This window comes from Crenobacter sp. CS_VA4, assembly GCF_055597485.1.
The window spans coordinates 1-19722 of record NZ_JBVMAE010000045.1; the positions used below are offsets into that span (position 1 = coordinate 1).

The following is a 19722-nucleotide window of genomic DNA, read 5'->3' on the forward strand; positions in this document are numbered from 1 at the left end:
TGTATACCGCCGCAGCGCGACCACAGCGCCAGAAAACGTGTTTCCATCCGATTCATCCCGACTCCTCTGTCCCCCAGAGCGCGTGCCGAACGTTCAGAGGATCGCGGCGCGCACTTCAGGGGGCGCGGTAGACCGCGTAAGCCCGGCACTCTGCTTCCCGCGTTGGCGTATGGTCCGCCAGAGCCACCTGCTCATAGCTCAATCCGATCCGTGCCGTCGCCGCCAGCCCTCCTAGTCGTTTGGCCAGTTCTTCTGCCTGCAAATGCGTATAGCGCTTGAGCATCCGCAAGTCCTTGTGCCCGGTTACGAAGGCGGCTTCCATGGGGTTGAGCCCTTTTTCGAAAAGGCGGATGGTTGCCTCGTGTCGCAAGTCATGGAAGCGGAGGTCTTCAAGAAAGCCCGGGGCGGCTTCCAGTCCTGCTTGTTCGCTGGCTTTCACGTACTCCCGCCTAGCCTTGCTGCGCGCCCGCTCGAAAGCCTGGGTGATGCTGTCTCCCCGCAGTCCAAAGATGCGGCCATCTTCTCGTCGGGTCAGTGCTTTAGAGAAGTTCTACGGCCTTGCTGGACAAGGGGACTTGGCGTGCGTCCCCATTTTTGGTCTCGGACAGCAGAAGGTATTTCTTGCCTTTGGGACAGCTTGACCAGGTCAACGAAACGATCTCGCCACGCCTCATCGCCGTCTCGACGGCCAACTGTACGATGGCTTTGAGGTCGGCGGACTCCGATGCCTCAAGGATCTTTTCCAGTTCGCCGGGTTTACTGCAGAGGAAAGCCCTTACGGCGGACGCGAACCGCCCACTGGAGGTCGCCGCGCTTGCAGATAGATGCCATGAAAAATGCCCCAACAAATTTCGGCTGTTGGAGCATTTTTGGAGCAAAAAATCAGCGCGTCAATTGTTGGGGCAGGCTGTGAGGTGAGACAGGAACCATTTTTTTGCATCCGCTGGTAACCATACTTTTGCAGAAAATCGGTCTATTCAGGCATTTGAGTGAGCTATTTTCAAGCCTGGCGATACCCAATTTTTTGCACTTTGTCTGGAAGTGACGCATATCCTTGCAGTTTGTCAGCGATGCCATTGAACTGTGAATCTCGGTGTGACTGAGCGTTCGTCCCGGTGAAGTTGGCTAACTTCTAGCACTCTCCGTTGGTGTTGACGGTTGACGGTTGACGGCAACAGGCGATCAGTTTGTTGTTCGGCCGAGGTGGCGCTCAACATATCCCTTCCGACTGAGCGGTCATCGGCCATTGTTGCCGTTGGCCTCCCCCGGACAACTTCAGCAATGTGGCCTGTAGTTGACGGTGGTGGCACTGAATGGCTGAATGTCAGCTTCTTGCACGGTCGAACTCACGCTTTCATCCCAGCGCGAGCATTAGGGTGAGCCCGGAGAACTTTGGATTCATGCATGACACTGGTGGTACGAATCAGCCCCATGGCGTGTGTGACACGGTGCACATAAGCCTTGGTGCTATCGTCCTCATGCGTTTCGCTGGATAGGAAAAAGAGTTGTAGGCTCCTGTCTGGCTTTGTTGCATAAATCAAATTTATTGCTTCATTGCAGCAAGAAACCTTTCAAAATTGCTCTAAGGGGAGCGCAATTTTTGAAAGGTTTCTTGGCGCAGGAAGGTGGATTCTGCTTTTTTGCAATAAAGCTGTTTGCAGAGGCATACCCATACCTTCACGGGCAATGGCAAGTTTCCAGATGTGTTTACTCAAATGATCGTACGGGAGTACGGGATGCGACACCTATCTCGACCAGGAGTCTTTTCCACCGGAGTGGGGCGTCCATTTCATTAACAACGCCACTCTTCGTCCAAGTTATTCGACCAGAATCAGCGTGTCCCGGATGCCTTGAACCGCCGTCTATAGTCACCGGGGCTAGTTCCAAGCCTAGTCCGGAAATGATTGCGTAACGTGGCTGCAGCAACAAATCCGACTTGCACAGAGATTTCTTCCATGGATAAGTCCGTCTCTTCGAGCAAAATCCTGGCTCTGGCCATGCGCTCCGTTAGCAGCCACTCCCCTGGCGGCATGCCCATCGCTCTGACGAAATGCCGCTGGAAGGTCCGGGCACTCATGGCCGTTCGTGCAGCCATTCTTACTATCGGCCAGTCTTCGCCCAAGGTTGCGCGCACCGCGTCCAAGAGTGGGGCAAGCGAGGAGCCGCTGCGCTTTGAGACCGGCTCGTCGATATATTGCGCCTGCCCACCTTCTCGGTGTGGTGGCGTGACAAGTCGACGAGCGACATGATTTGCTGCGCGAGGGCCAAGATCGCGACGAATAAGGTAGAGGCACAAATCGATTCCTGCGGCACTTCCAGCAGAAGTGAGGACATTGCCGGCATCGACATAAAGCATATCCGTTTCAACCCGTACTTCTGGATACTGCGCAGCGAGTGCTGCCGCATGACGCCAATGCGTAGTCGCATGCTTTCCATCGAGCAAACCTGCTGCAGCCAATACAAATGCACCCGTGCAGATTGACATGACGCGGGCCCCACGCTGGTTCGCCTTTCTCAATGCGTGGCAAAGTTCCGTTGGGACGGTGGCTTCGATACCGCGCCACCCAGGAACAATGATGGTTTTTGCTTTGGCGAGAAGTTCAAGACCACCATCAGGCTGCACTTGAATGCCGCCCGACCCTCGCAACATGCCAGGTTCGGCCGCACAGGTCGCGAAGCGATACCAGTTATTCCCCATTTCCGGTCTTGGCAGGCCGAAGACTTCAACGGCGCACCCGTATTCAAAGAGGCTCAGGCCGTCATACACGATGACGGCTACCAGCCCCGCATCTACATGAGATTGTGATTTCATCTTGGCACGATATGGACGGAGGTATTCATTGATGCCACAGGCGGATCTTGCACTATCTACTTGGCGTCTCGCAAGTTTCCTGAGCGCTGGTCGTGAGTGCTCTGCGACGCCTTTTGCAGGTGTGCGGGTTTTAATTATGGTCACCCCCTTAATTTGGCATGATCTTTATGTAAGTTGTCATTTGTGCCACTCGTGCGCTCAACTCCCACTGCGTAGCATATGAACTGAGATTCGCGTTCGGCAAGGGATGTGTGTCTCCAAACAATTTCAACTCGAAGAGAGGTAGAGAAAGTGAAAGACAAACTATTGATGCTTCGTCCCGGTTTTTTCAAAGAATCGGAAGGTCCGTTCTATTGTAGCGATTCCGTTGCTGTTGAAGGCTTGCTGAGTTTCTTCCCGCAGTTGCGCAGTGAAATCGATGTCGAATACATCGATGCGCCCCGGCCTCGTTCTGCAATTATTGAGCTGATCGGCGAAGCGAATCAATCCGCCCCCGTTCTGGTACTTGGTGCCGGGCGGGTGCCGCTAGATGACGGTGTGGAGATTCGCTCACACAACCAGACTTGTTTTATTGATTCGCCCGACCATATCCGGCGATATCTGTCATCGCAGTACGGGGTTGCGCGTTCCAGCTGACAACAACCCAACTTGTCACAGTCGAGGCCTTCCTAGGGAGGCCCCGACTGTGACCTTGCTTGGTAAGCACCACGCATTTTTCAATATCTTTATGCAAAAATTCCAATATCGTGATTTATGCACCAATTGCTGATTTACGGTGAGAAGGCTCTTTTTACAAAAATCGTCGAGCTGCCTCTGCTGGGTAGAATGTCGGCATGAGAAAGCCCCTCCCTCCCAAATATAAGACTATCAACTGATAGCGTTGCATAACCCCCGAAAGTTAGCTGGATGGACTTGGTAGATTGCCGGCATGAATCCCTACAAGACTCACTATCACACCATCAACTGGCCAGAGAACAACTGCAGCCTGCAGAACCAAGCCAATCTTGCAGTCAGGATGTCGCTAGACGTGTCCTAGTTGGGTAATGTGCGCCCAAGTGCCAACGGTCTATACCGATGCAGGCATACAGGCAGTGTTGACCATGAAAGTCTTATTCATACTCGCACTCCGGCAAACCCGCGGCTGGTCTGTAGCGTACTGAAACTATGGGGCTGGACTGGCCGGTGCCCTGCTTCAGTACTGTCAGTCGTCGACAAGCTGCATTAACCGTCTACATTCCTGTTCGTCGTCGGGTAGAGCCCTTACCCCTGCTGCTAGACAGCACTGGGCTAAAAATCTGTGTCGAGGGTGAATGGAAGGTCAAAAAACATGGTGCTGAGTACCGCCGCGCCTGGCGGAAGGTGCATCAGGCCATCGATGTGGAGACCCTGGATATTCGCGCGGTAGAAATGACAGACCATCGTCAAGGTGATGTAGACCAGGCGGAAGCGTTGCTGCCCCAGCTCGCCCCCGACGAGCAACTGGCCAGTTAGGGGGAGACGGTGCTTATCGGCACAGTTTGGTCGAAACGACCATGATGCGTTTCAAGTTATTGGGTGAGCGACTAGCAGCTCGTCGTCAGGAGCGTCAGGCGGCGGAGGCCCATGTGCGCTGCGTTATTTTGAACACCTTCAACAGACTGGGGCTACCGATTTCGGCGGAATTTTCCTGAAATTCATCTCGGTTTTGGGTAGTTTCGCCTACGCTCTAATTATGCAACAACGCCAAAAAGTTGCAGGCCGCAAAATAGACGGATAATGCATGGACAATAAAGACCTTCAGATTCTCTCGTTATTGCAAAATAATGCTTCTCTGCCACTTGCCGATCTGGCACAAGCAGTCAATCTTTCATCCACGCCCTGCTGGCGTCGTGTCCAACGCTTGCGGGAAGAGGGAATCATCGAGAAGGAAGTGGTCCTTTGCAATGCCGAGAAGCTCAAGCTTGGTTTGACTGTATATGTCACCATTCGCACCCGCCATCACAATGAAGAGTGGACACAGCGGTTTATTCATGGCAGTCGGGCGATAAATGAAATCGTGGAAATTTATCGCATGACCGGCGATATCGATTACATGCTTAAAATTGTCGTTCCTGACATCGCAGGCTATGACACGGTTTATAAGAAATTGATCAAGGTGGTGGACCTGCTAGATGTCAGCGCCGGGTTTGCCATGGAGGTCGTAAAGCACACCACCGCATTACCCCTGGATCATTTGATGTAATTACAGAGTGGGCCTTGGCCCACCCAAGTGTTTTTGGAATGTCAGTTGATCATTTCCATTCCCGGCATCACAGAAGAGGCTACTGCCGATAATTGGTCAGCATAAGCAAATAATCCGGCCTGCCCTCCGGTATGCAGAAACACCACATGGTCGGCGCTGGTCCAATGCCCGTGCTTGGCCATGTCGATCAAACCGCTCATTGCTTTGCCTGTGTACACCGGGTCCAGCAGCACGGCCTCGAGATGCGCCAGCAAATGGATCGCTTCGATCCCCATGGCGGTCGGCAAGCCATAACCATCTCCAATGTAACCGCCAACCAGCTTCAACTCTCCTTGTTCGAACGGTCTTGTAACACCCGCTTCAGCCAGGGTGGCCTGCACTTGCCGCCATACCATGGCAGACTGTGCTGCCACTTCATTCATGATGTTAATGCCAATGACTTCGACAGGCAGGTCAAGGGCCAGCATCCCCGCCTGCAAGCCGGCATGGGTGCCGCCGCTACCGGTCGCAAGTACAATATTGCTGATCGGGATCCCCATCTCTTCTGCCTGCTGCGCCAGCTCCTGCGCACAAGCCATATAACCAAGATTGCCTGTGGCGCTCGAGCCTCCCATTGGAACCGCATAGGGCCGCCGCCCACGATGGCGCAGGTTGTCGCAGGTTCTGGTGAGTTGCTCTGCCATGTTCGTGCCGCGCGGATAGCGCAGCACCTTTGCCCCAAGGAGTTCATCGAGCAACATATTGCCGTTGTGCTGGTAAGCCGCGGTACCGATATCCACCTTGTCTTCCAGCAAGGCGATACAGGGGAGGCCCACTTTGGCCGCAGCGGCAGCCGTTTGCCGTACATGGTTTGATTGGAGAGCGCCAACCGTGACGACCTCCGTTGCCTGCTGTGCCAAGGCCTCGCCGAGCAGGAATTCGAGTTTGCGTGCCTTGTTGCCGCCGGTGGCCAGGCCCGAACAATCATCCCGCTTGATATACAGCTGCGGGCCGCCAAGCAGTTTGGTCAGACGGGGCAAGGGTTCGAGTGGGGTTGGCGCATGGTTCAAACGGACGCGTGGTTTATGGTTGATCAAAGTGTCCACGAGGTTCTCCATGGTTGTCGGCTGAAGGCGAACCCTGCCTGTCCTCAACACACCAGGCAGGGTTGATGGAGTGCGGCGTTAGACTGCTGCGGCCCAAGGAGAACGGATGTCCGCCAGGAAGCGCTGCGCACGAGGATGCTCGGGCTGGCGGAAGAAGCTCTCCGGTTTTGCCCGCTCCAGCACCTTGCCCTGATCCATGAAAATGACCCGATCTGCCACTTCGCGCGCAAAGCCCATTTCGTGCGTGACGCACACCATGGTCATGCCGTCGCGGGCCAAGCCCTTCATCGCCTGAAGGACTTCGCCCACCATCTCCGGGTCGAGAGCCGAGGTCGGCTCATCGAACAGCATCACTGGGGGGTTCATGGCCAGGGCGCGCGCGATCGCCACGCGCTGCTGTTGGCCGCCGGAGAGTTGCGCCGGGTAGGCATCCGCCTTGTGCGCCAATCCGACGCGCTCTAGCAGCGCGAGCGCCCGCTCGCGTGCCTCCACCTTGCTCTGCTTGAGCAGGCGTGTAGGAGCCAGCGTGCAGTTCTGCTGCACGGTTAGATGCGGGAACAGGTTGAACTGCTGGAACACGAAGCCGATGCGGCTCCTGAGCGTGTCCACGCAGACGTTGGGGGCGTGGGTGTCCTGGCCGTCGATCAGAATGCGCCCGCTCTGGATCGGCTCGAGCCGGTTGAGGGTACGGATCATGGTCGACTTGCCCGAACCGGACGGACCGCACACCACCACGACTTCGCCTTTGGCGACGGTTTCGCTGACGTCGTTGAGGGCATGGTAGTCGCCATACCATTTGTTCACGTTTTCCAGAGTGATCATGGGCTTACACCTTTACGGTATGGAAAGCGAGCTGTCGTTCGAGCCAGAAGGCGCAGTGAGACAGAGCAAAGCACATCAAGAAGTAGGTCAGGCCGAGCAACAGGTAAACCTCGGCAGGCCTAGTCATCAGCTGGGTATTGATTTGTCCCGCCACGAACGAGATTTCGGACAGGCTGATGATGTAGCCGAGCGAGGTTTCCTTGATGGTCGAGACGAACTGGTTGACCAGCGACGGCAGCATGTTGCGCAGCGCCTGCGGCAGGATCACCAGCCCCATCGCCTGCAGGTAGGACAAGCCGAGCGAACGGGCGCTTTCCATCTGCCCGCGCGGCAGGCTCTGGATGCCGGAACGGATGATCTCGGCCAAATAGGCGCCGTCGAATATCACCAGCGCCGTCAGCATGGTGCTGAACTGGTCGGTTTTATGACCAGTCAGCGAAGGCAGCAGAAAGTAGGCCCAGAAGATCACCATCAGCAGCGGCGTTCCGCGCACCACATAGACCAGCACCGTCACCGGCCAACGCAGGATGGGGAACGGGCTGATGCGGCACAATGCCAACAGCAGGCCAACGGGCAGGGCCAGCAGCAGGGCCAGTGCGGCAAGCAGCAGCGTGAGCGTCAGGCCGCCGAGCGGGCCATTCGGATACTGGCCGATGAGGTAGAACACCCCATAAGTTTTGAGGATCTCAAGCATGTCAGGCACTCCGTACGGGGTAGCACTGCTGGTACCAGCTGGACAGCAGCGTGATCAGGATGGAAATGCCCAGATAGCCTGCCGTGGCGAAAGCGAACGCCTCGTAACTCCTGAATGACGCGCTTTCTACCTGCTGTGCCTGATACATCAGTTCGCCCACACCGATCACCATGGCGATACTGGTGTTCTTCCACAGGTTGAGCGTCTGGCTGATCAATGGCGGCACCGTGACGCGCAGCGATTGCGGCAGAATCACCAGCCGCATCGATTCGAGAAAGCTGAAACCAATCGCGCGACTGGCTTCCATCTGTTCTTTCGGAATCGAACGCAGTCCACTGCGGATGTCTTCCGACATGTAGGCGGCGGTGTAGAGCACCAGTGCAATCACGGCGCTGGCGGCCTCGACATTGCCTTCGTACAGCCAGGCCTTAACCCGTTCCGGAAGGAATTCCGGTGCGCCGAAGTACCAGAACAACATGTGCGCCAGCAGCGGCACGTTGCGAATACCCTCGACATAGGCCACGGCAGCGGCACGCAGCGGCGTGATGGGAGAAAGCCGCAGCACGGCGATGAGCAGCGCCAGCGGCAAGGCCAAGGCCAACGACAGCAGGGCGAGTTTGACCGAGAGCAGCAAGCCGTTGAGGAGCCAATCGTGATACTGGCCGGACAACAGCATGGAGAGATTGAATGCATTCATGGCCTGTCGCTGCGCCCGGCGCGGGCCGGGCGCTCCTGTTGAGTTAGTCGATCTTGTCGGTCTCGATCTTGAAGCCGCGATGCTCGAAGTGCATTTTGGTGGCCGGGCCGAACCACTTCGCGAACAGTTTGTCGGCTTGCCCGGAGGCTTCCAGATTGCGCAGCACCTGGTTGACCTGCTCGCGGAAGGCTGGCTCGCCCTTCTTGATGCCAAGCGCGAGGTGTTCGGACGACAGGTTCTGCGGCAGGATCACGTAGTCCTTGGTGGCGCTGCCGAGCTTGGAATAGTTGTTGAGCAGCGAGGTCTCGTCGTTGACATAGCCGATACCCTTGCCTTGCTGCAGGGCCAAGAAGGCCTGCGGGTTGTTGTCGAACGAAACAATCTGTGCCGTCGGCAAGGCCTTCTTGATGTTCTGCTCCATAGTGGAGCCTTTGACCGTCAGGATTTTCTTGTCGGCCAACTGCCCCAGTTGGGTGATGCCGCTTGTCTTCTTGACCATCACCTTCTGGCCGGTGATGAAAGTGGAGAGCGAGAAGTCAATCTGCTCCTCGCGTTCATGGTTGTGAGTGAGCGAAGCGGCCAGCAGGTCTACGCGGCCTTGCTGCAGCTCCGGGATGCGCGCGGTCCCTGCCAGCTGGTGCACCACCGGCTTCACGCCCAAGCTCTTGGCCACGGAATTGCACATGTCCACGTCGTAGCCGACGACCTCTCGCGTCGATTGATCCTTGATGAAGCTGAACGGCTCGTCGGTGCCGAGCACGCCGCACACGAGCTCGCCCTTGTGCTTGATGTCGGCCAGTTGGTCTGCCAGGGCCGGCAGGCTGGCTGCAGCCAGCATAGCGGCTAGGGCGATGGCGTAATGGCGCTTCGACTGTTGGCTTTTTTTCATGCGTGATCTCCTTTGTAATGAGGGTGCCGGCCTAGCCGGCCGGTCTTGGGCGGGCCTGCTTGGCCCGTTCTAATTAGGAGTAAGTGGCGTCAACCACACTGCGTAGCCGATCGAAGCCGGCATCGAGGTCGGTGATCAAGTCTTCAGGGTGTTCGAGTCCGATATGCAGGCGTACCAGCGGACCTTTGCCTTGCCATGGCTTAGCGGTGCGGCTTTTGCTTGGGTCGGTGAGCAGGATCAGGCTTTCGAACCCGCCCCAGCTGAAGCCCATGCCGAACAGCTTCATGCCGTCGAGCATGGCGGCGATGGCCTGCTGCGGCATCGGCTCGAGCTGGATGGCGAATAGACCGCAGGCTCCGGTGAAGTCGCGCCGCCAAATAGCGTGGCCGGGCGCGCCGGAGAGTGCCGGGTAGAGTACCTTTTCCACCTCGGGCTGGGTGGCCAGCCATTCGGCCACTTGGCGCGCATTGTGTTGGTGACGTTCGAGCCGGGCCGACAGCGTGCGCAGGCCACGCAGCGCCAAGTAGGCATCATCGGCGCTGACGGTCAGGCCCAACTGTCTGTAGAAACCGCGGATGCGCGGGTAGAGCGCCTCGGTAGTAAGGATTACTCCCATCAATACATCGGAGTGCCCGACGATGTACTTGGTGGCGGCGTGGATCGACACGTCCACCCCGTGCTTGAACGAGGCGAAATGGATCGGTGTGCCCCAAGTGTTGTCGAGCATCACTAAGGCCCCGTGTTCATGCGCCACTTGGCTGATGGTGGGGATATCCTGCATTTCAAAGGTGAGGGAGCCTGGTGACTCGACAAAAACCACCCGGGTATTCGGACGCATCAATGCACGGATATCGGCGCCGATCAGCGGGTCGTAATAGGTGGTTTCGACGCCCATGCGCTTGAGCGTTTCGTCGCAGAAGGTACGGGTCGGGTCGTAGACCGAATCGGTCATCAGCAGGTGGTCGCCCGGCTTGAGCGTGGCAAGCAAAGCACAGGTCAGCGCAGACAGGCCGCTTGGCGTCAGCATGGCACCATAGGCGCCTTCCAGATCGCATAGTGCCGACTCTAGCGCGCGCGTGGTGGGGTTTCCATGTCGTCCGTAGGTATGGAATGTCCCATGTACAGAATGGAGGGCATCGACTGTGGGGAATAGCAATGTGGAAGCACGATAAACTGGCGTATTTACCGTACCACCCAACTTTCTCTCTTCCCGACCGCTATGGGCCAGGAGTGTTTCCATGCGAACCTTGAGATTCTGCATAAACGTTTCCTCATGCGAATGGTTAGGAATCGAGCGCTCGATGTCCGTTTATTACCGGCACGTGTGAGAAAACTATATCGATAATAGCGAGAAAGATGTTTTCATAAATTTTTGATCTATATCGTTTTTTTGGAATAAATATCTAAAAAATTTCCGCTGTGTAGAAAGTTTTTCTATCGTTCCCTCGGCATCCCCCTTGCTGCACGCTGATCGGTCCTCGTGCCTTAGGGTTTCATCGCCTCTACAACCGATGGACGCATCGGCCAAGCTCTGTTCACGCAAGGCGCTAAGGGCTGTAAGCACGATCTGGTAACACTCGACTTCGAAGAAGCTGCGCAAGGCACGGCGGGTGTCGCTGCGGTCTAAACCATCGGTGCCGAGCGTAATGAAAGGAGCTCGCACGTGGCGGGCAACCAGTTGTGGCCAAGCCCGTACATAGTCGATCGCTGCGATGATCGGGGCATCGCCACTCAGGCACTGCTGCACATGGCTGTATCGAGACGGCTTGCTCTGGGTTCAACCAGTTCCAACGCTCGACTTCCCTTGCTTCGCGCACAAGCCCGCTGAGACTGGTGGTTCTTCAGACTTCGGATTTGATTTACCAGTCGTTTAGCAGCAATTCGGTGGCAGTGAGCACCTCGCACAGGATGGCGCCCGAACAGAGCAGATACTTTGGTGCTTGCGTTGTGCGGCGTGAAGGAGGCAAACCGGTACATGCCTTTGATGATGTCGGACTCCACGCCGGAGGGCCGTGAAGGCTGAGCATAGTTTTCATTCATCAACGTGACGTAATAAAACACGTCTTCCTGCTGTTCCAGCATCTGGCGCATGCCGTGATCGAACAATCACCGTAAATTCGCCTGCGAAGCAGGGATCGTTAGTGCGGCAATTCGGAATCGTCAAAGCCTGTAGTAAGCTGTTGCCATCCTGATGCTGGAGACCTTCGCCGCCCAAGGTGGTGCGGCCAGCCGTGGCGCCCAGCAGGAAACCGCGTGCACGCTGGTCGGCAACCGGTGATCGAACAGCGACCAGGTCAGATGCTGATTTCTACCGTGTACAGTAGAAGTGCTCTTTGAGATATGGGGTGCTGCCGGTGGAGAGTGCACGCAAGAGGTGCTATGACATCGGCTGCTCGAAGCGCATTACTTGTATGAGAAGAACATTGCGCGCCCGCCCGTAAGCCTATGGCCAAGCAAAAGCGCTTTAGCGTTACAAGCAGAGGCGCTCAATTGTTCTTTACAAGTGCAGCACACCCAGTACGCGCAGCAATAGCAGCACTGCCACTGCGCCGGCAGTCAGGGCGAATGCCTGCTGCAGCCGCGCGCCAGCCAGTCGTGCACCGAGCCGCCGGCCGGCCAGCAGGGCCGCGGCGGCGCCGGCTGCGAAGGGCAGCGCTACGGCCCATTCGACGGCGCCCTGCGAGGCAGCACCGGCCACACCACCCACCGACACCAGCGCGATCACTGCTAGCGAGGTGGCGATGATGCTGCGCATGGGCACGTTGCTGATGGCACCCATCATGGGCACGATGACGAAACCCCCACCCACGCCCAGCAGGCCGCTAAGCAGGCCCGAGAGCGCGCCCGTGCCGGCCAGTGCGAGGACGCAGGGTGGGAGCAGTGCTAGGCGACCACGCGCCGGGTCGAGCTGGCAGACCAGGACGGCAGAGGGCTTGTGCCCGGGGGGCGTTACTTGTGCGCGCGATTGCCGCCAAACGCGCAGCGCCACCCAGGCCAGCACACCTGAGAAGGCGAGCGTCAGCGGCGCATTCGGTAGCCGGTGCGCCAGTTGCACGCCCAACGGCGCGCAGGCCATGCCCACTAGCCCGATGATGGCTGCCGCGCGGTAGCGCACCAAGCCCTCGCGCAGCTCCAGCGCGGCGCCGATGGCGGAGGCTAGCCCGACGGCAATGAGGCCAACCGGGGCCGCCTGAACCAAGTTCATGTGCAGGCCGAAGACCAGGAGCGGCACAGCTAGGATGCCTCCACCCGCGCCGGTGAGCGCGAGCACAACACCCACTGTCGAGCCCATGAGCAAGCTGATGACGAAGCCACTCATCGTGCGACCTTCATGCGTGTGCCCCATCCGCCAGCACCGGCTGCGCCAGCCACTCCCGGCCCTTGAGCATACCGTCCCAGTAGACGGGCGGCAGTATGCGCTCCTTGAGCAGCCAAGCCAGCGTCGAAGGACGCGTGCCGTCGATGAGCCACTTCGGGAACGAGGGCGCTACCTTACCGCCATAGAGGAACTCGGCCAGCACGATCTTGCCCCGCTCCACCGTCAGCGGGCAGGACCCATAACCATCGTAGCGGGCTTCCCCCTTTGCCTCTCCTAGCGCGGCCAAGAGGTTGTGCGCCACCACCGGTGCCTGCTTGCGCGCGGCTGCCGCGGTCTTGGCATTGGCCGTGTTGGTGCAGTCGCCCAAGGCGAAGATGTTGGCGTGGGTCTTGTGGCGCAGCGTAGCCGGGTCCACGTCCACCCAGCCGGCAGCGTCGGCCAGCGGGCTCACGCGCACGAAATCTGGTGCCTTCTGCGGCGGCACGACGTGCAACATGTCGAAATGCAGCGCTACCGTCTCCTTGGTGCCGTTGGCGTTGGTGCGGACGAAGGTGGCCTTGCGCGCAGGGCCATCCACGGCGGCGAGCTGGTGGCCGAACTGCAGGTGGATGCCATAGGCGTTGACATACTCCATCAGCGCCGGCACGTAATCGGCCACGCCGAAAAGCACCGCGCCGGCGTTGCAGAACTGGATATCCACGCCCTCAAGCACACCCCGGCGGCGCCAGTGGTCGGCCGAAAGGTACATCGCCTTCTGCGGGGCGCCCGCGCACTTGATGGGCATGGGGGGCTGGGTGAACACGGCGCGCCCGCCCTTCAGGTTCTGTACCAGTTTCCAGGTGTACGGAGCAAGGTCGTAGCGGTAGTTGGAGGTCACGCAATTGCGGCCCAGGGTGTCGGCCAAGCCCTCGATGCCGTTCCAGTCGAGCTTGAGCCCTGGGCAGACGACAAGCTGCCGGTACTTGACCACGCGGCAGCCGTCGAGCACGACTGCGTCCCGCTCTGGCTCGAAGGCGGCTACGGCCGCCTTGATCCACTTGACACCGCGCGGCAGTACGCTGGCCATGGTTCGCGCGGTGTGCGCCGGCTGGAAGACGCCCGCGCCTACCAACGTCCAGCCAGGCTGGTAGTAGTGCACGTCAGCCGGGTCGATGACAGCGATGTCCAGACCCGGCCGGCGCGCCAGCAAGCTGGCAGCGACGGCGATGCCTGCGGCGCCGGCACCGACTATAACAATGTCGTGCTCGGCGTCCGCCGCCTGCGGCGGCGTACGTCCGCCATTGGCGATGCGGCGGGCCACTCCGTGCAGGTCATAGCCGGCGCCGCGCGCGGCTTCCAGGATGGCGGGCAGCGGCTGGCGGCCGGCTTGGCTCAGCGCCCACAGCGTGGCCGAGCGGGTACCGGTGCGGCAGTAGGCGAAGACGGGCCGGGGCACTTCGGCCAATAGTTCTCCGAAGGCCTTAGCCTGCGCATCGCTTACCTTGCCGGACTCGACCGGCAGGTGGCGCACCAGCATGCCCATTGCCTGCGCGGCGTGCTCAATCTCGCGAAAGCCGGGCTGGTCCGGCGCCTCGCCGTCGGGCCGGTTGCATACCAGCGAGCGGTAGCCGGCGGCAGCGAGGGCAGCGATATCGCCGGCGACGATCTGCGGGCCGACGGCCAGTTCGCTGCTCAGGGAGCGAATGTCCATGGGTGTCCTCTTAGGATGTGGTTATTGGTGGAACGAGAACATGCAGTTACAGGACGTCGACGGGAATCTTGAGGTAGCGCACGCCATTGGATTCGGGCGCCGGGAGCTCGCCCGCGCGCATGTTCACTTGTACCGAGGGCAGGAGCAGCACTGGCATGGGTAGCGTGGCGTCGCGCGCTTGCCGCATGGCAACAAATTCGTCTTCGGTGATGCCGTCGCGCACGTGAATGTTGCTGTGGCGCTGGTCTGCCACGGTGGTTGTCCAAGACAATGCGCGTCCGCCCGGCCCGTAGTCGTGACACATGTAGAGCACTGTTTCCAGTGGCAACGCCAGAACTCGGCGGATGGACCGGTACAGCGTACGCGCATCGCCGCCGGGGAAGTCGCAGCGCGCAGTGCCGTAGTCAGGCATAAACAGAGTGTCGCCAACGAAGGCGGCGGCCGGCGCGTCGGCTTGCTCGTTAGTGCCCACGACGTAGGTCATGCAGGCCGGAGTGTGTCCGGGCGTGTGTAGCGCCCGGAACACCAGGCCGCCAAGTGAGAAGCGCTCGCCATCGGCAAACAGATGATCGAACTGCCGACCGTCGCGGGCGAAGATATCCCCGGCATTGAACAGGCCGCCGAAGGAGTTCTGCACGGTCCGGATGTGCGCCCCGATGCCAGTGCGTCCGCCCAGGCGAGACTTGAGATAGGGTGCTGCGCTCAGGTGATCGGCATGCACGTGTGTCTCTAGGATCCATTGCAAGCTGGCGCCCAAGGCCCGAACGCGCTGGATCAGCCGGTCGGCTCCTGCGTGCGAGGTGCGGCCGGACTTCGGGTCGTAGCCCAGCACGCTGTCGATGACGGCACACTTGCGGCTTAGCGGGTCGAGCACGATGTAGCTGAAGGTGGAGGTGTCCTCGTCGAAGAAATGCTCGATCTGCAAGGCATCGGTGGAGGTCATGGGCGTCTCTGTCATGGATGTGTTGAACTGCATCAATCCAATATCCGTGCCTGAGGCTGCCGCCCCGGTGCCGAACACCTGGAAGTGGTCGAGGGCCTGCACCTGCTGTGTTCAGCTCTCCGGAACATGCAAGGCAGTTTGATTCCGATCTTTAGCGTCGTAAGCTCGATTAAATACAATGCCATGTATTTAATCGAGTGAAATTACAGCTTCGATTTCGATTTGGGCGCCCTTCGGAAGAGCGTTCACTTCATAGCAGGCCCGTGCTGGAAATGGCTCTTTGAAGAAATTTGCGTAAACGTCATTCACACGCCCGAAATTGCCAAGGTCGGTTAACAAGACGGTAGTCTTCACCGTTTTTATGAGACTGGTGCCTGCTTGATGCGCAATCGCTTCGATGTTACGGATGCACTGCTGAGCTTGGAGGGCCGGATCGTCAGACACGAAATCTCCTGTAGCTGGATCGATCGGAATCTGGCCAGACACAAATAGAAGTGTTCCAACCTTAACGGCTTGCGAATAAGGACCAATTGCGCTTGGCGCTTTTTCTGTAATGATTTTTTCGATCATTTCTACACTCCTTCTTGAAATTTCTATATCTAAATGAGAATGGTTGAACCGTATTTTTCCGCAGGGATCGTGATGAAACTTGCACCGGGATGCGGTGCATAGAGCGACGTGAAGAGCCGAACACTCGTGAAGCACACCCGTCACTCTGAGTCGAGTGCCGTACTGGCTAGCACGCATCTCATGCGCAACCAATGCCTTAGAGTTCTATCTCCATTTCGTGCCAAGCCATCCCGCTGTGCTCGGAGTCCGAAGGCTTGACGTAGCGGTATCCGAGCCGTTTATACAATTCGACATGCCGGTCCTTGCATATTAGGAGGATGGTCTTCTTGCTCATCCGTCTCATTTGCTCGACGAAAGTACACATCATCGACGTCGAATATCCCTTGCCCTGATGGGCCGGGTCGATCACCACCGACATGATCACCACGTTAGGCGCCTGTGGGTCGTGCCCGACCAGTTCCTTAAAGGATTCGTCGGACATCACGACTTCGTGCGCGCATCCGCTATTGATGAAACCGATAACTTTCCCCGCCAACCCCATGATCAGAAAGCCATGGGGGTATTGCGCGATCCTCGTGGCGGTCTTCTCCCATGTGGCCGCCTCGTCCCATTCATAGGCTGAGCTTTCGATCTGGTAGCAGAGCATGGCATCCGAAGAAGCAGTCTGCCGGAAGATTGGTGTAGTCATGAATAGTTCTAACCACAATGCAACTCCAAGAATCGCAAGCTTATCGTTGTCAAAGTAGAAAGTGCTTCCAAAAATTTGTCGGAAATGACTGTTCAGGGGAAAATTTTTCTACCTTATCTCGAGATAGCACAACCGAATAAGCGCTGAGCCCGATCTGTTCTGCCAATTCGGTGACGGAGAGATGCGCGTCGGACAGGAGTTCGACAAGAGTCATGTACTAAATCTCGGCGTTGTAGAAAATTTTTCCAAAAATTGAGAAAAAAGTATGAAATTTTGGGAACAAATTCTAACGTCTAGAGAATATTATTTTCGACATCGAAATGAAATTGGAAATTTCCCAACTTAAGAAGATGATTGATGCGGCGACATGTCATAGCTGAACGCGTCGTGACTATATTGACGTATTCAACGAATGCTAATCGTGGCCAACCATGACCATGAGGGGATAACAATGTCTTTTGATTTCGACTTGTTCGTGATCGGCGCCGGGTCCGGCGGCGTGCGCGCCGCGCGTTTCGCCGCCGGTTTCGGCGCCCGCGTGGCGGTGGCCGAGAGCCGCTATCTGGGGGGCACCTGCGTCAATGTCGGCTGCGTGCCCAAGAAGCTGCTGGTCTACGGGGCACATTTCAACGACGACTTCGAGCAGGCCGCCGGTTTCGGCTGGGCAGTCGGTCAGCCGCAGTTTGACTGGCCGACCCTGATCGCCAACAAGAACCGGGAAATTCATCGCCTCAACGGCGTCTACCGCAACCTGCTGGTGAATAGTGGCGTGACCCTGCTGGAAGGACACGCCAGGCTCTGCGATGCGCATACCGTGGAGGTCGACGGGCAGCGGTTTCGCGCCGCGCACATCCTGCTGGCCACCGGCAGCTGGCCGCAGGTGCCGGACATCCCGGGCAAGGAACACGCGATCACCTCCAACGAGGCGTTTTTCCTCAAGGAGTTGCCCCGCCGCGTGCTGGTGGTCGGCGGCGGCTACATCGCCGTCGAATTCGCCTCGATCTTCCATGGTCTGGGCGCGCAGACGACCCAGCTGTACCGTCGGGAGCTGTTCCTACGCGGCTTCGACCGTAGCGTGCGCGAACACCTGCGTGAGGAGTTGCAGAAGAAGGGCCTGGATCTGCAGTTCAACGCCGACATCGCCCGCCTCGACAAGCAGGCCGACGGCAGCCTGGCGGCCACGCTGAAGGATGGCAGTGTGCTGGAAGCCGACTGCGTGTTCTACGCCACCGGGCGTCGACCCATGCTGGACAAGCTGGGGTTGGAGAACACCGCCGTCGAACTGGATCAGCATGGCTTCATCAAGGTCGATGACGAATACCGCACCACCGAGCCGTCGATCCTCGCCCTCGGCGATGTGATCGGGCGGGTGCAGCTCACCCCGGTGGCGTTGGCCGAAGGCATGGCGGTGGCTCGCCGGCTGTTCCGTCCCGAAGAATACCGTCCGCTGGATTACACGCTGATTCCCACCGCCGTGTTCAGCCTGCCGAACATCGGCACGGTCGGCCTCTCCGAGGAGGACGCGCTCAGCGTCGGGCACCGGGTCAAGGTGTTTGAAAGCCGCTTCCGCCCGATGAAGCTGGTCCTGACCGAATCCCAGGAGAAGACCCTGATCAAATTGGTGGTGGACGCCGACACCGACAAGGTGCTCGGCTGCCACATGGTCGGCCCCGATGCGGGGGAGATCCTGCAGGGCATCGCCGTGGCCTTGAAAGCGGGTGCCACCAAGGCGGTGTTCGACGACACCCTCGGTATCCATCCCACCGCGGCGGAGGAGCTCGTCACCTTGAGAACACCGGTCGACGAATGAACCGAGCTGCGCGGCTTGTGAAAACTGAGTCGCCCCCTTGTTTAGCTCCGGTCTCCTTCACAATGCGTTTCTCTACCCTTTATTGGGCTAAGTCGCGTCTTTGCCGGAAAGGTCTTTGTTGCGTGCTTCAAAGAGCTTGATCTGTCGGTCGGCTTCGGTGGTGGTGATATCGTCAGTCTCCTGGCCGTCCTCCTCTCTAGCACCGTGGACACTCCCGACTCTCACGCCGAGGTCCATTCAAAGGCCTCGCCCTCCTCATTAAGGCCCGCTTCTCGGCTTTAGCGGTCGTTCCAACCTTTGAAGGAAATGGCTGCTTTTAGATGTAAAGTGGACTGTCCCAGGGTCAGTAGACAAATGCCTGCCTCGTGCCGAGGCTCGATCAAAGGCCTCTGGACAGATAGCACCGGCACAACTGGCCGGATTTGCCGGAATCTACGGACTCAGACCAGACGTCACAGCAGGGCCGTCACCTGCTCGGCCGTTGCCTTGGCCGACTGCGGGTTCTGGCCGGTCACCAGCCGGCCATCGACGACGACCTTCGGGGTGAACGGCAACAAGGTTTTCTCATAAAGCGCACCCCGCCGCTTCATCTCCTGCTCGGCGTTGTAGGGTACTTTCCTGGCAACGCCGGCCAGCACTTCCTCCAGCCAGGAAAAGCCGGTGACCCGGCGCCCGGCGACTAGCAGTGTACCGTTCGACAACTTGGTGTTCAGCAGGCCGCAATAGCCGTGACAGACGGACGAGACGATTCCGCCGCGCTCGTAGATGTCGCGCGTGATCCGCTGCAGCCCCGCATCGTCGGGAAAGTCCCACATGACGGCGTGCCCGCCGGTGAAATAGATCGCATCGAAGTCCGCCGGGTCGATCTCGTCGGGCCGAGCGGTGTTCGACAGCAGCGCCTGGCTGGCCTGGTCGGCCAGCCACGCCTTCACGGAGGCATCGGCATTCGGCCATTTGAGGGAGCGGGGCTCCAGCGGCGAGACACCGCCTTTCGGGCTCACGAGACGCTGCTCATAGCCTTTCGCGGCGAAGACGTGATAGGCATGGGTCAGCTCCGACAACCACAGGCCGGTCGGCTCGGACGGATCGGCATAGTGGGCGATGTTGCTAACGACGTGAAGTAAGCGCTTGGTCATGTTGGAAACATCCTCTTCATCGGCCATGGGCGGCCGTCACGAACGTGTCGCCTTCCCTCTGATGGCAGAAAACATACCGATGGCCACGATACGCTTGCCAGGTAAAACCGTAGGCAGCTCCCAAGACATGCCGCCAGCAGCAAGCACTCTAAGGTTAAACATAACTTTAAGGTCAAGTGTTCAGATACGGATCGTTCCGGTGGGCCTCCGCCATGACCGCTGATGTGCAATTACGCTTGCAGCCCCGCACATTTCTTGGCTGGCCTTGGGTGTTGGCGCTCACTGAAAATTGACCAGATAACCGAGGGTTTGCTCATTGAAAATTGACCAGGGTGACTAACCATCC

Annotated in this window: 21 protein-coding genes and 1 pseudogene; 4 read left to right on the top strand and 18 right to left on the bottom strand. The window is 58.5% G+C overall.

Annotated elements, in window-relative coordinates; translation table 11 throughout:
* Positions 1-115: 115 nt before the first annotated feature.
* The 3 genes from ACZ2IA_RS21515 to ftrA all read right to left on the bottom strand — a co-directional run bounded on the left by ACZ2IA_RS21515 (position 116) and on the right by ftrA (position 2812).
* Positions 116-535, bottom strand: a complete 420-nt coding sequence (locus tag ACZ2IA_RS21515) for a tyrosine-type recombinase/integrase (RefSeq protein ID WP_470294659.1) — start codon at positions 533-535, stop codon at positions 116-118.
* A gap of 4 nt (positions 536-539) precedes the next feature.
* Positions 540-878 (bottom strand): tyrosine-type recombinase/integrase, encoded by a 339-nt coding sequence (locus ACZ2IA_RS21520; RefSeq protein WP_470294640.1) that lies wholly within the window; start codon positions 876-878, stop codon positions 540-542.
* Positions 879-1831: 953 nt separating this feature from the next.
* Positions 1832-2812, bottom strand: coding sequence for a transcriptional regulator FtrA (gene ftrA / locus ACZ2IA_RS21525; protein ID WP_470294641.1), 981 nt, complete (start codon positions 2810-2812; stop codon positions 1832-1834).
* A gap of 291 nt (positions 2813-3103) precedes the next feature.
* On the opposite strand from ftrA, the gene ACZ2IA_RS21530 reads away from it, so the two are divergent.
* The 3 genes and pseudogenes from ACZ2IA_RS21530 to ACZ2IA_RS21540 all read left to right on the top strand — a co-directional run bounded on the left by ACZ2IA_RS21530 (position 3104) and on the right by ACZ2IA_RS21540 (position 5033).
* Entirely contained in the window at positions 3104-3448 is a 345-nt protein-coding gene (locus ACZ2IA_RS21530; protein ID WP_470294642.1) for a DUF3088 domain-containing protein, read from the top strand.
* A 292-nt stretch (positions 3449-3740) separates the two neighbouring features.
* Positions 3741-4482 (top strand): annotated as a pseudogene (locus ACZ2IA_RS21535) (IS5 family transposase).
* Positions 4483-4571: 89 nt separating this feature from the next.
* The gene (locus ACZ2IA_RS21540; protein WP_470294643.1) at positions 4572-5033 is read left to right on the top strand and encodes an Lrp/AsnC family transcriptional regulator; all 462 of its coding nucleotides are present in this window, start codon (positions 4572-4574) and stop codon (positions 5031-5033) included.
* Between the two features lie 41 nt (positions 5034-5074).
* On the opposite strand, the gene ACZ2IA_RS21545 is transcribed toward ACZ2IA_RS21540, so the two are convergent.
* From ACZ2IA_RS21545 to ACZ2IA_RS21610, 14 genes are all read right to left on the bottom strand, one after another.
* The gene (locus tag ACZ2IA_RS21545; RefSeq protein ID WP_470294644.1) at positions 5075-6118 is read right to left on the bottom strand and encodes a D-cysteine desulfhydrase family protein; all 1044 of its coding nucleotides are present in this window, start codon (positions 6116-6118) and stop codon (positions 5075-5077) included.
* A 78-nt stretch (positions 6119-6196) separates the two neighbouring features.
* Entirely contained in the window at positions 6197-6940 is a 744-nt protein-coding gene (locus ACZ2IA_RS21550) for an amino acid ABC transporter ATP-binding protein (protein ID WP_470294645.1), read from the bottom strand.
* A gap of 4 nt (positions 6941-6944) precedes the next feature.
* Positions 6945-7634, bottom strand: coding sequence for an amino acid ABC transporter permease (locus ACZ2IA_RS21555; RefSeq protein WP_470294646.1), 690 nt, complete (start codon positions 7632-7634; stop codon positions 6945-6947).
* A gap of 1 nt (position 7635) precedes the next feature.
* Positions 7636-8331, bottom strand: a complete 696-nt coding sequence (locus tag ACZ2IA_RS21560) for an amino acid ABC transporter permease (protein WP_470294647.1) — start codon at positions 8329-8331, stop codon at positions 7636-7638.
* Between the two features lie 43 nt (positions 8332-8374).
* Positions 8375-9220, bottom strand: a complete 846-nt coding sequence (locus ACZ2IA_RS21565) for an ABC transporter substrate-binding protein (RefSeq protein ID WP_470294648.1) — start codon at positions 9218-9220, stop codon at positions 8375-8377.
* Positions 9221-9293: 73 nt separating this feature from the next.
* On the bottom strand, positions 9294-10481 hold the full coding sequence (gene metC / locus ACZ2IA_RS21570; protein WP_470294649.1) for a cystathionine beta-lyase: 1188 nt from the start codon (positions 10479-10481) through the stop codon (positions 9294-9296).
* 72 nt (positions 10482-10553) lie between these two features.
* The gene (locus tag ACZ2IA_RS21575; RefSeq protein WP_470294650.1) at positions 10554-10967 is read right to left on the bottom strand and encodes a hypothetical protein; all 414 of its coding nucleotides are present in this window, start codon (positions 10965-10967) and stop codon (positions 10554-10556) included.
* Positions 10952-11311: a hypothetical protein gene (locus ACZ2IA_RS21580; protein ID WP_470294651.1), complete on the bottom strand. Its 360-nt coding sequence runs from the start codon at positions 11309-11311 to the stop codon at positions 10952-10954. The genes ACZ2IA_RS21575 and ACZ2IA_RS21580 overlap by 16 nt, the downstream gene beginning before the upstream one ends.
* A complete protein-coding gene (locus ACZ2IA_RS21585; protein ID WP_470294660.1) occupies positions 11253-11513 on the bottom strand; it encodes a hypothetical protein in 261 nt (86 codons plus the stop codon). The genes ACZ2IA_RS21580 and ACZ2IA_RS21585 overlap by 59 nt, the downstream gene beginning before the upstream one ends.
* Before the next feature lie 204 nt (positions 11514-11717).
* On the bottom strand, positions 11718-12539 hold the full coding sequence (locus ACZ2IA_RS21590) for a sulfite exporter TauE/SafE family protein (RefSeq protein ID WP_470294652.1): 822 nt from the start codon (positions 12537-12539) through the stop codon (positions 11718-11720).
* 10 nt (positions 12540-12549) lie between these two features.
* Positions 12550-14229: a bifunctional protein tyrosine phosphatase family protein/NAD(P)/FAD-dependent oxidoreductase gene (locus tag ACZ2IA_RS21595; RefSeq protein ID WP_470294653.1), complete on the bottom strand. Its 1680-nt coding sequence runs from the start codon at positions 14227-14229 to the stop codon at positions 12550-12552.
* A gap of 46 nt (positions 14230-14275) precedes the next feature.
* Positions 14276-15274 (bottom strand): MBL fold metallo-hydrolase, encoded by a 999-nt coding sequence (locus ACZ2IA_RS21600; protein ID WP_470294654.1) that lies wholly within the window; start codon positions 15272-15274, stop codon positions 14276-14278.
* Positions 15275-15361: 87 nt separating this feature from the next.
* Positions 15362-15742, bottom strand: a complete 381-nt coding sequence (locus tag ACZ2IA_RS21605; protein ID WP_470294655.1) for a RidA family protein — start codon at positions 15740-15742, stop codon at positions 15362-15364.
* 196 nt (positions 15743-15938) lie between these two features.
* Positions 15939-16430 carry a GNAT family N-acetyltransferase gene (locus ACZ2IA_RS21610; RefSeq protein ID WP_470294656.1) on the bottom strand — a complete coding sequence of 164 codons (492 nt, stop codon included), beginning with the start codon at positions 16428-16430 and terminating at the stop codon, positions 15939-15941.
* 451 nt (positions 16431-16881) lie between these two features.
* On the opposite strand from ACZ2IA_RS21610, the gene gorA reads away from it, so the two are divergent.
* Positions 16882-18240: a glutathione-disulfide reductase gene (gene gorA / locus ACZ2IA_RS21615; RefSeq protein ID WP_470294657.1), complete on the top strand. Its 1359-nt coding sequence runs from the start codon at positions 16882-16884 to the stop codon at positions 18238-18240.
* Between the two features lie 452 nt (positions 18241-18692).
* Here gorA and ACZ2IA_RS21620 read toward each other — a convergent pair whose 3' ends face one another.
* Positions 18693-19403, bottom strand: a complete 711-nt coding sequence (locus ACZ2IA_RS21620; RefSeq protein WP_470294658.1) for a type 1 glutamine amidotransferase domain-containing protein — start codon at positions 19401-19403, stop codon at positions 18693-18695.
* Positions 19404-19722 lie beyond the last annotated feature (319 nt).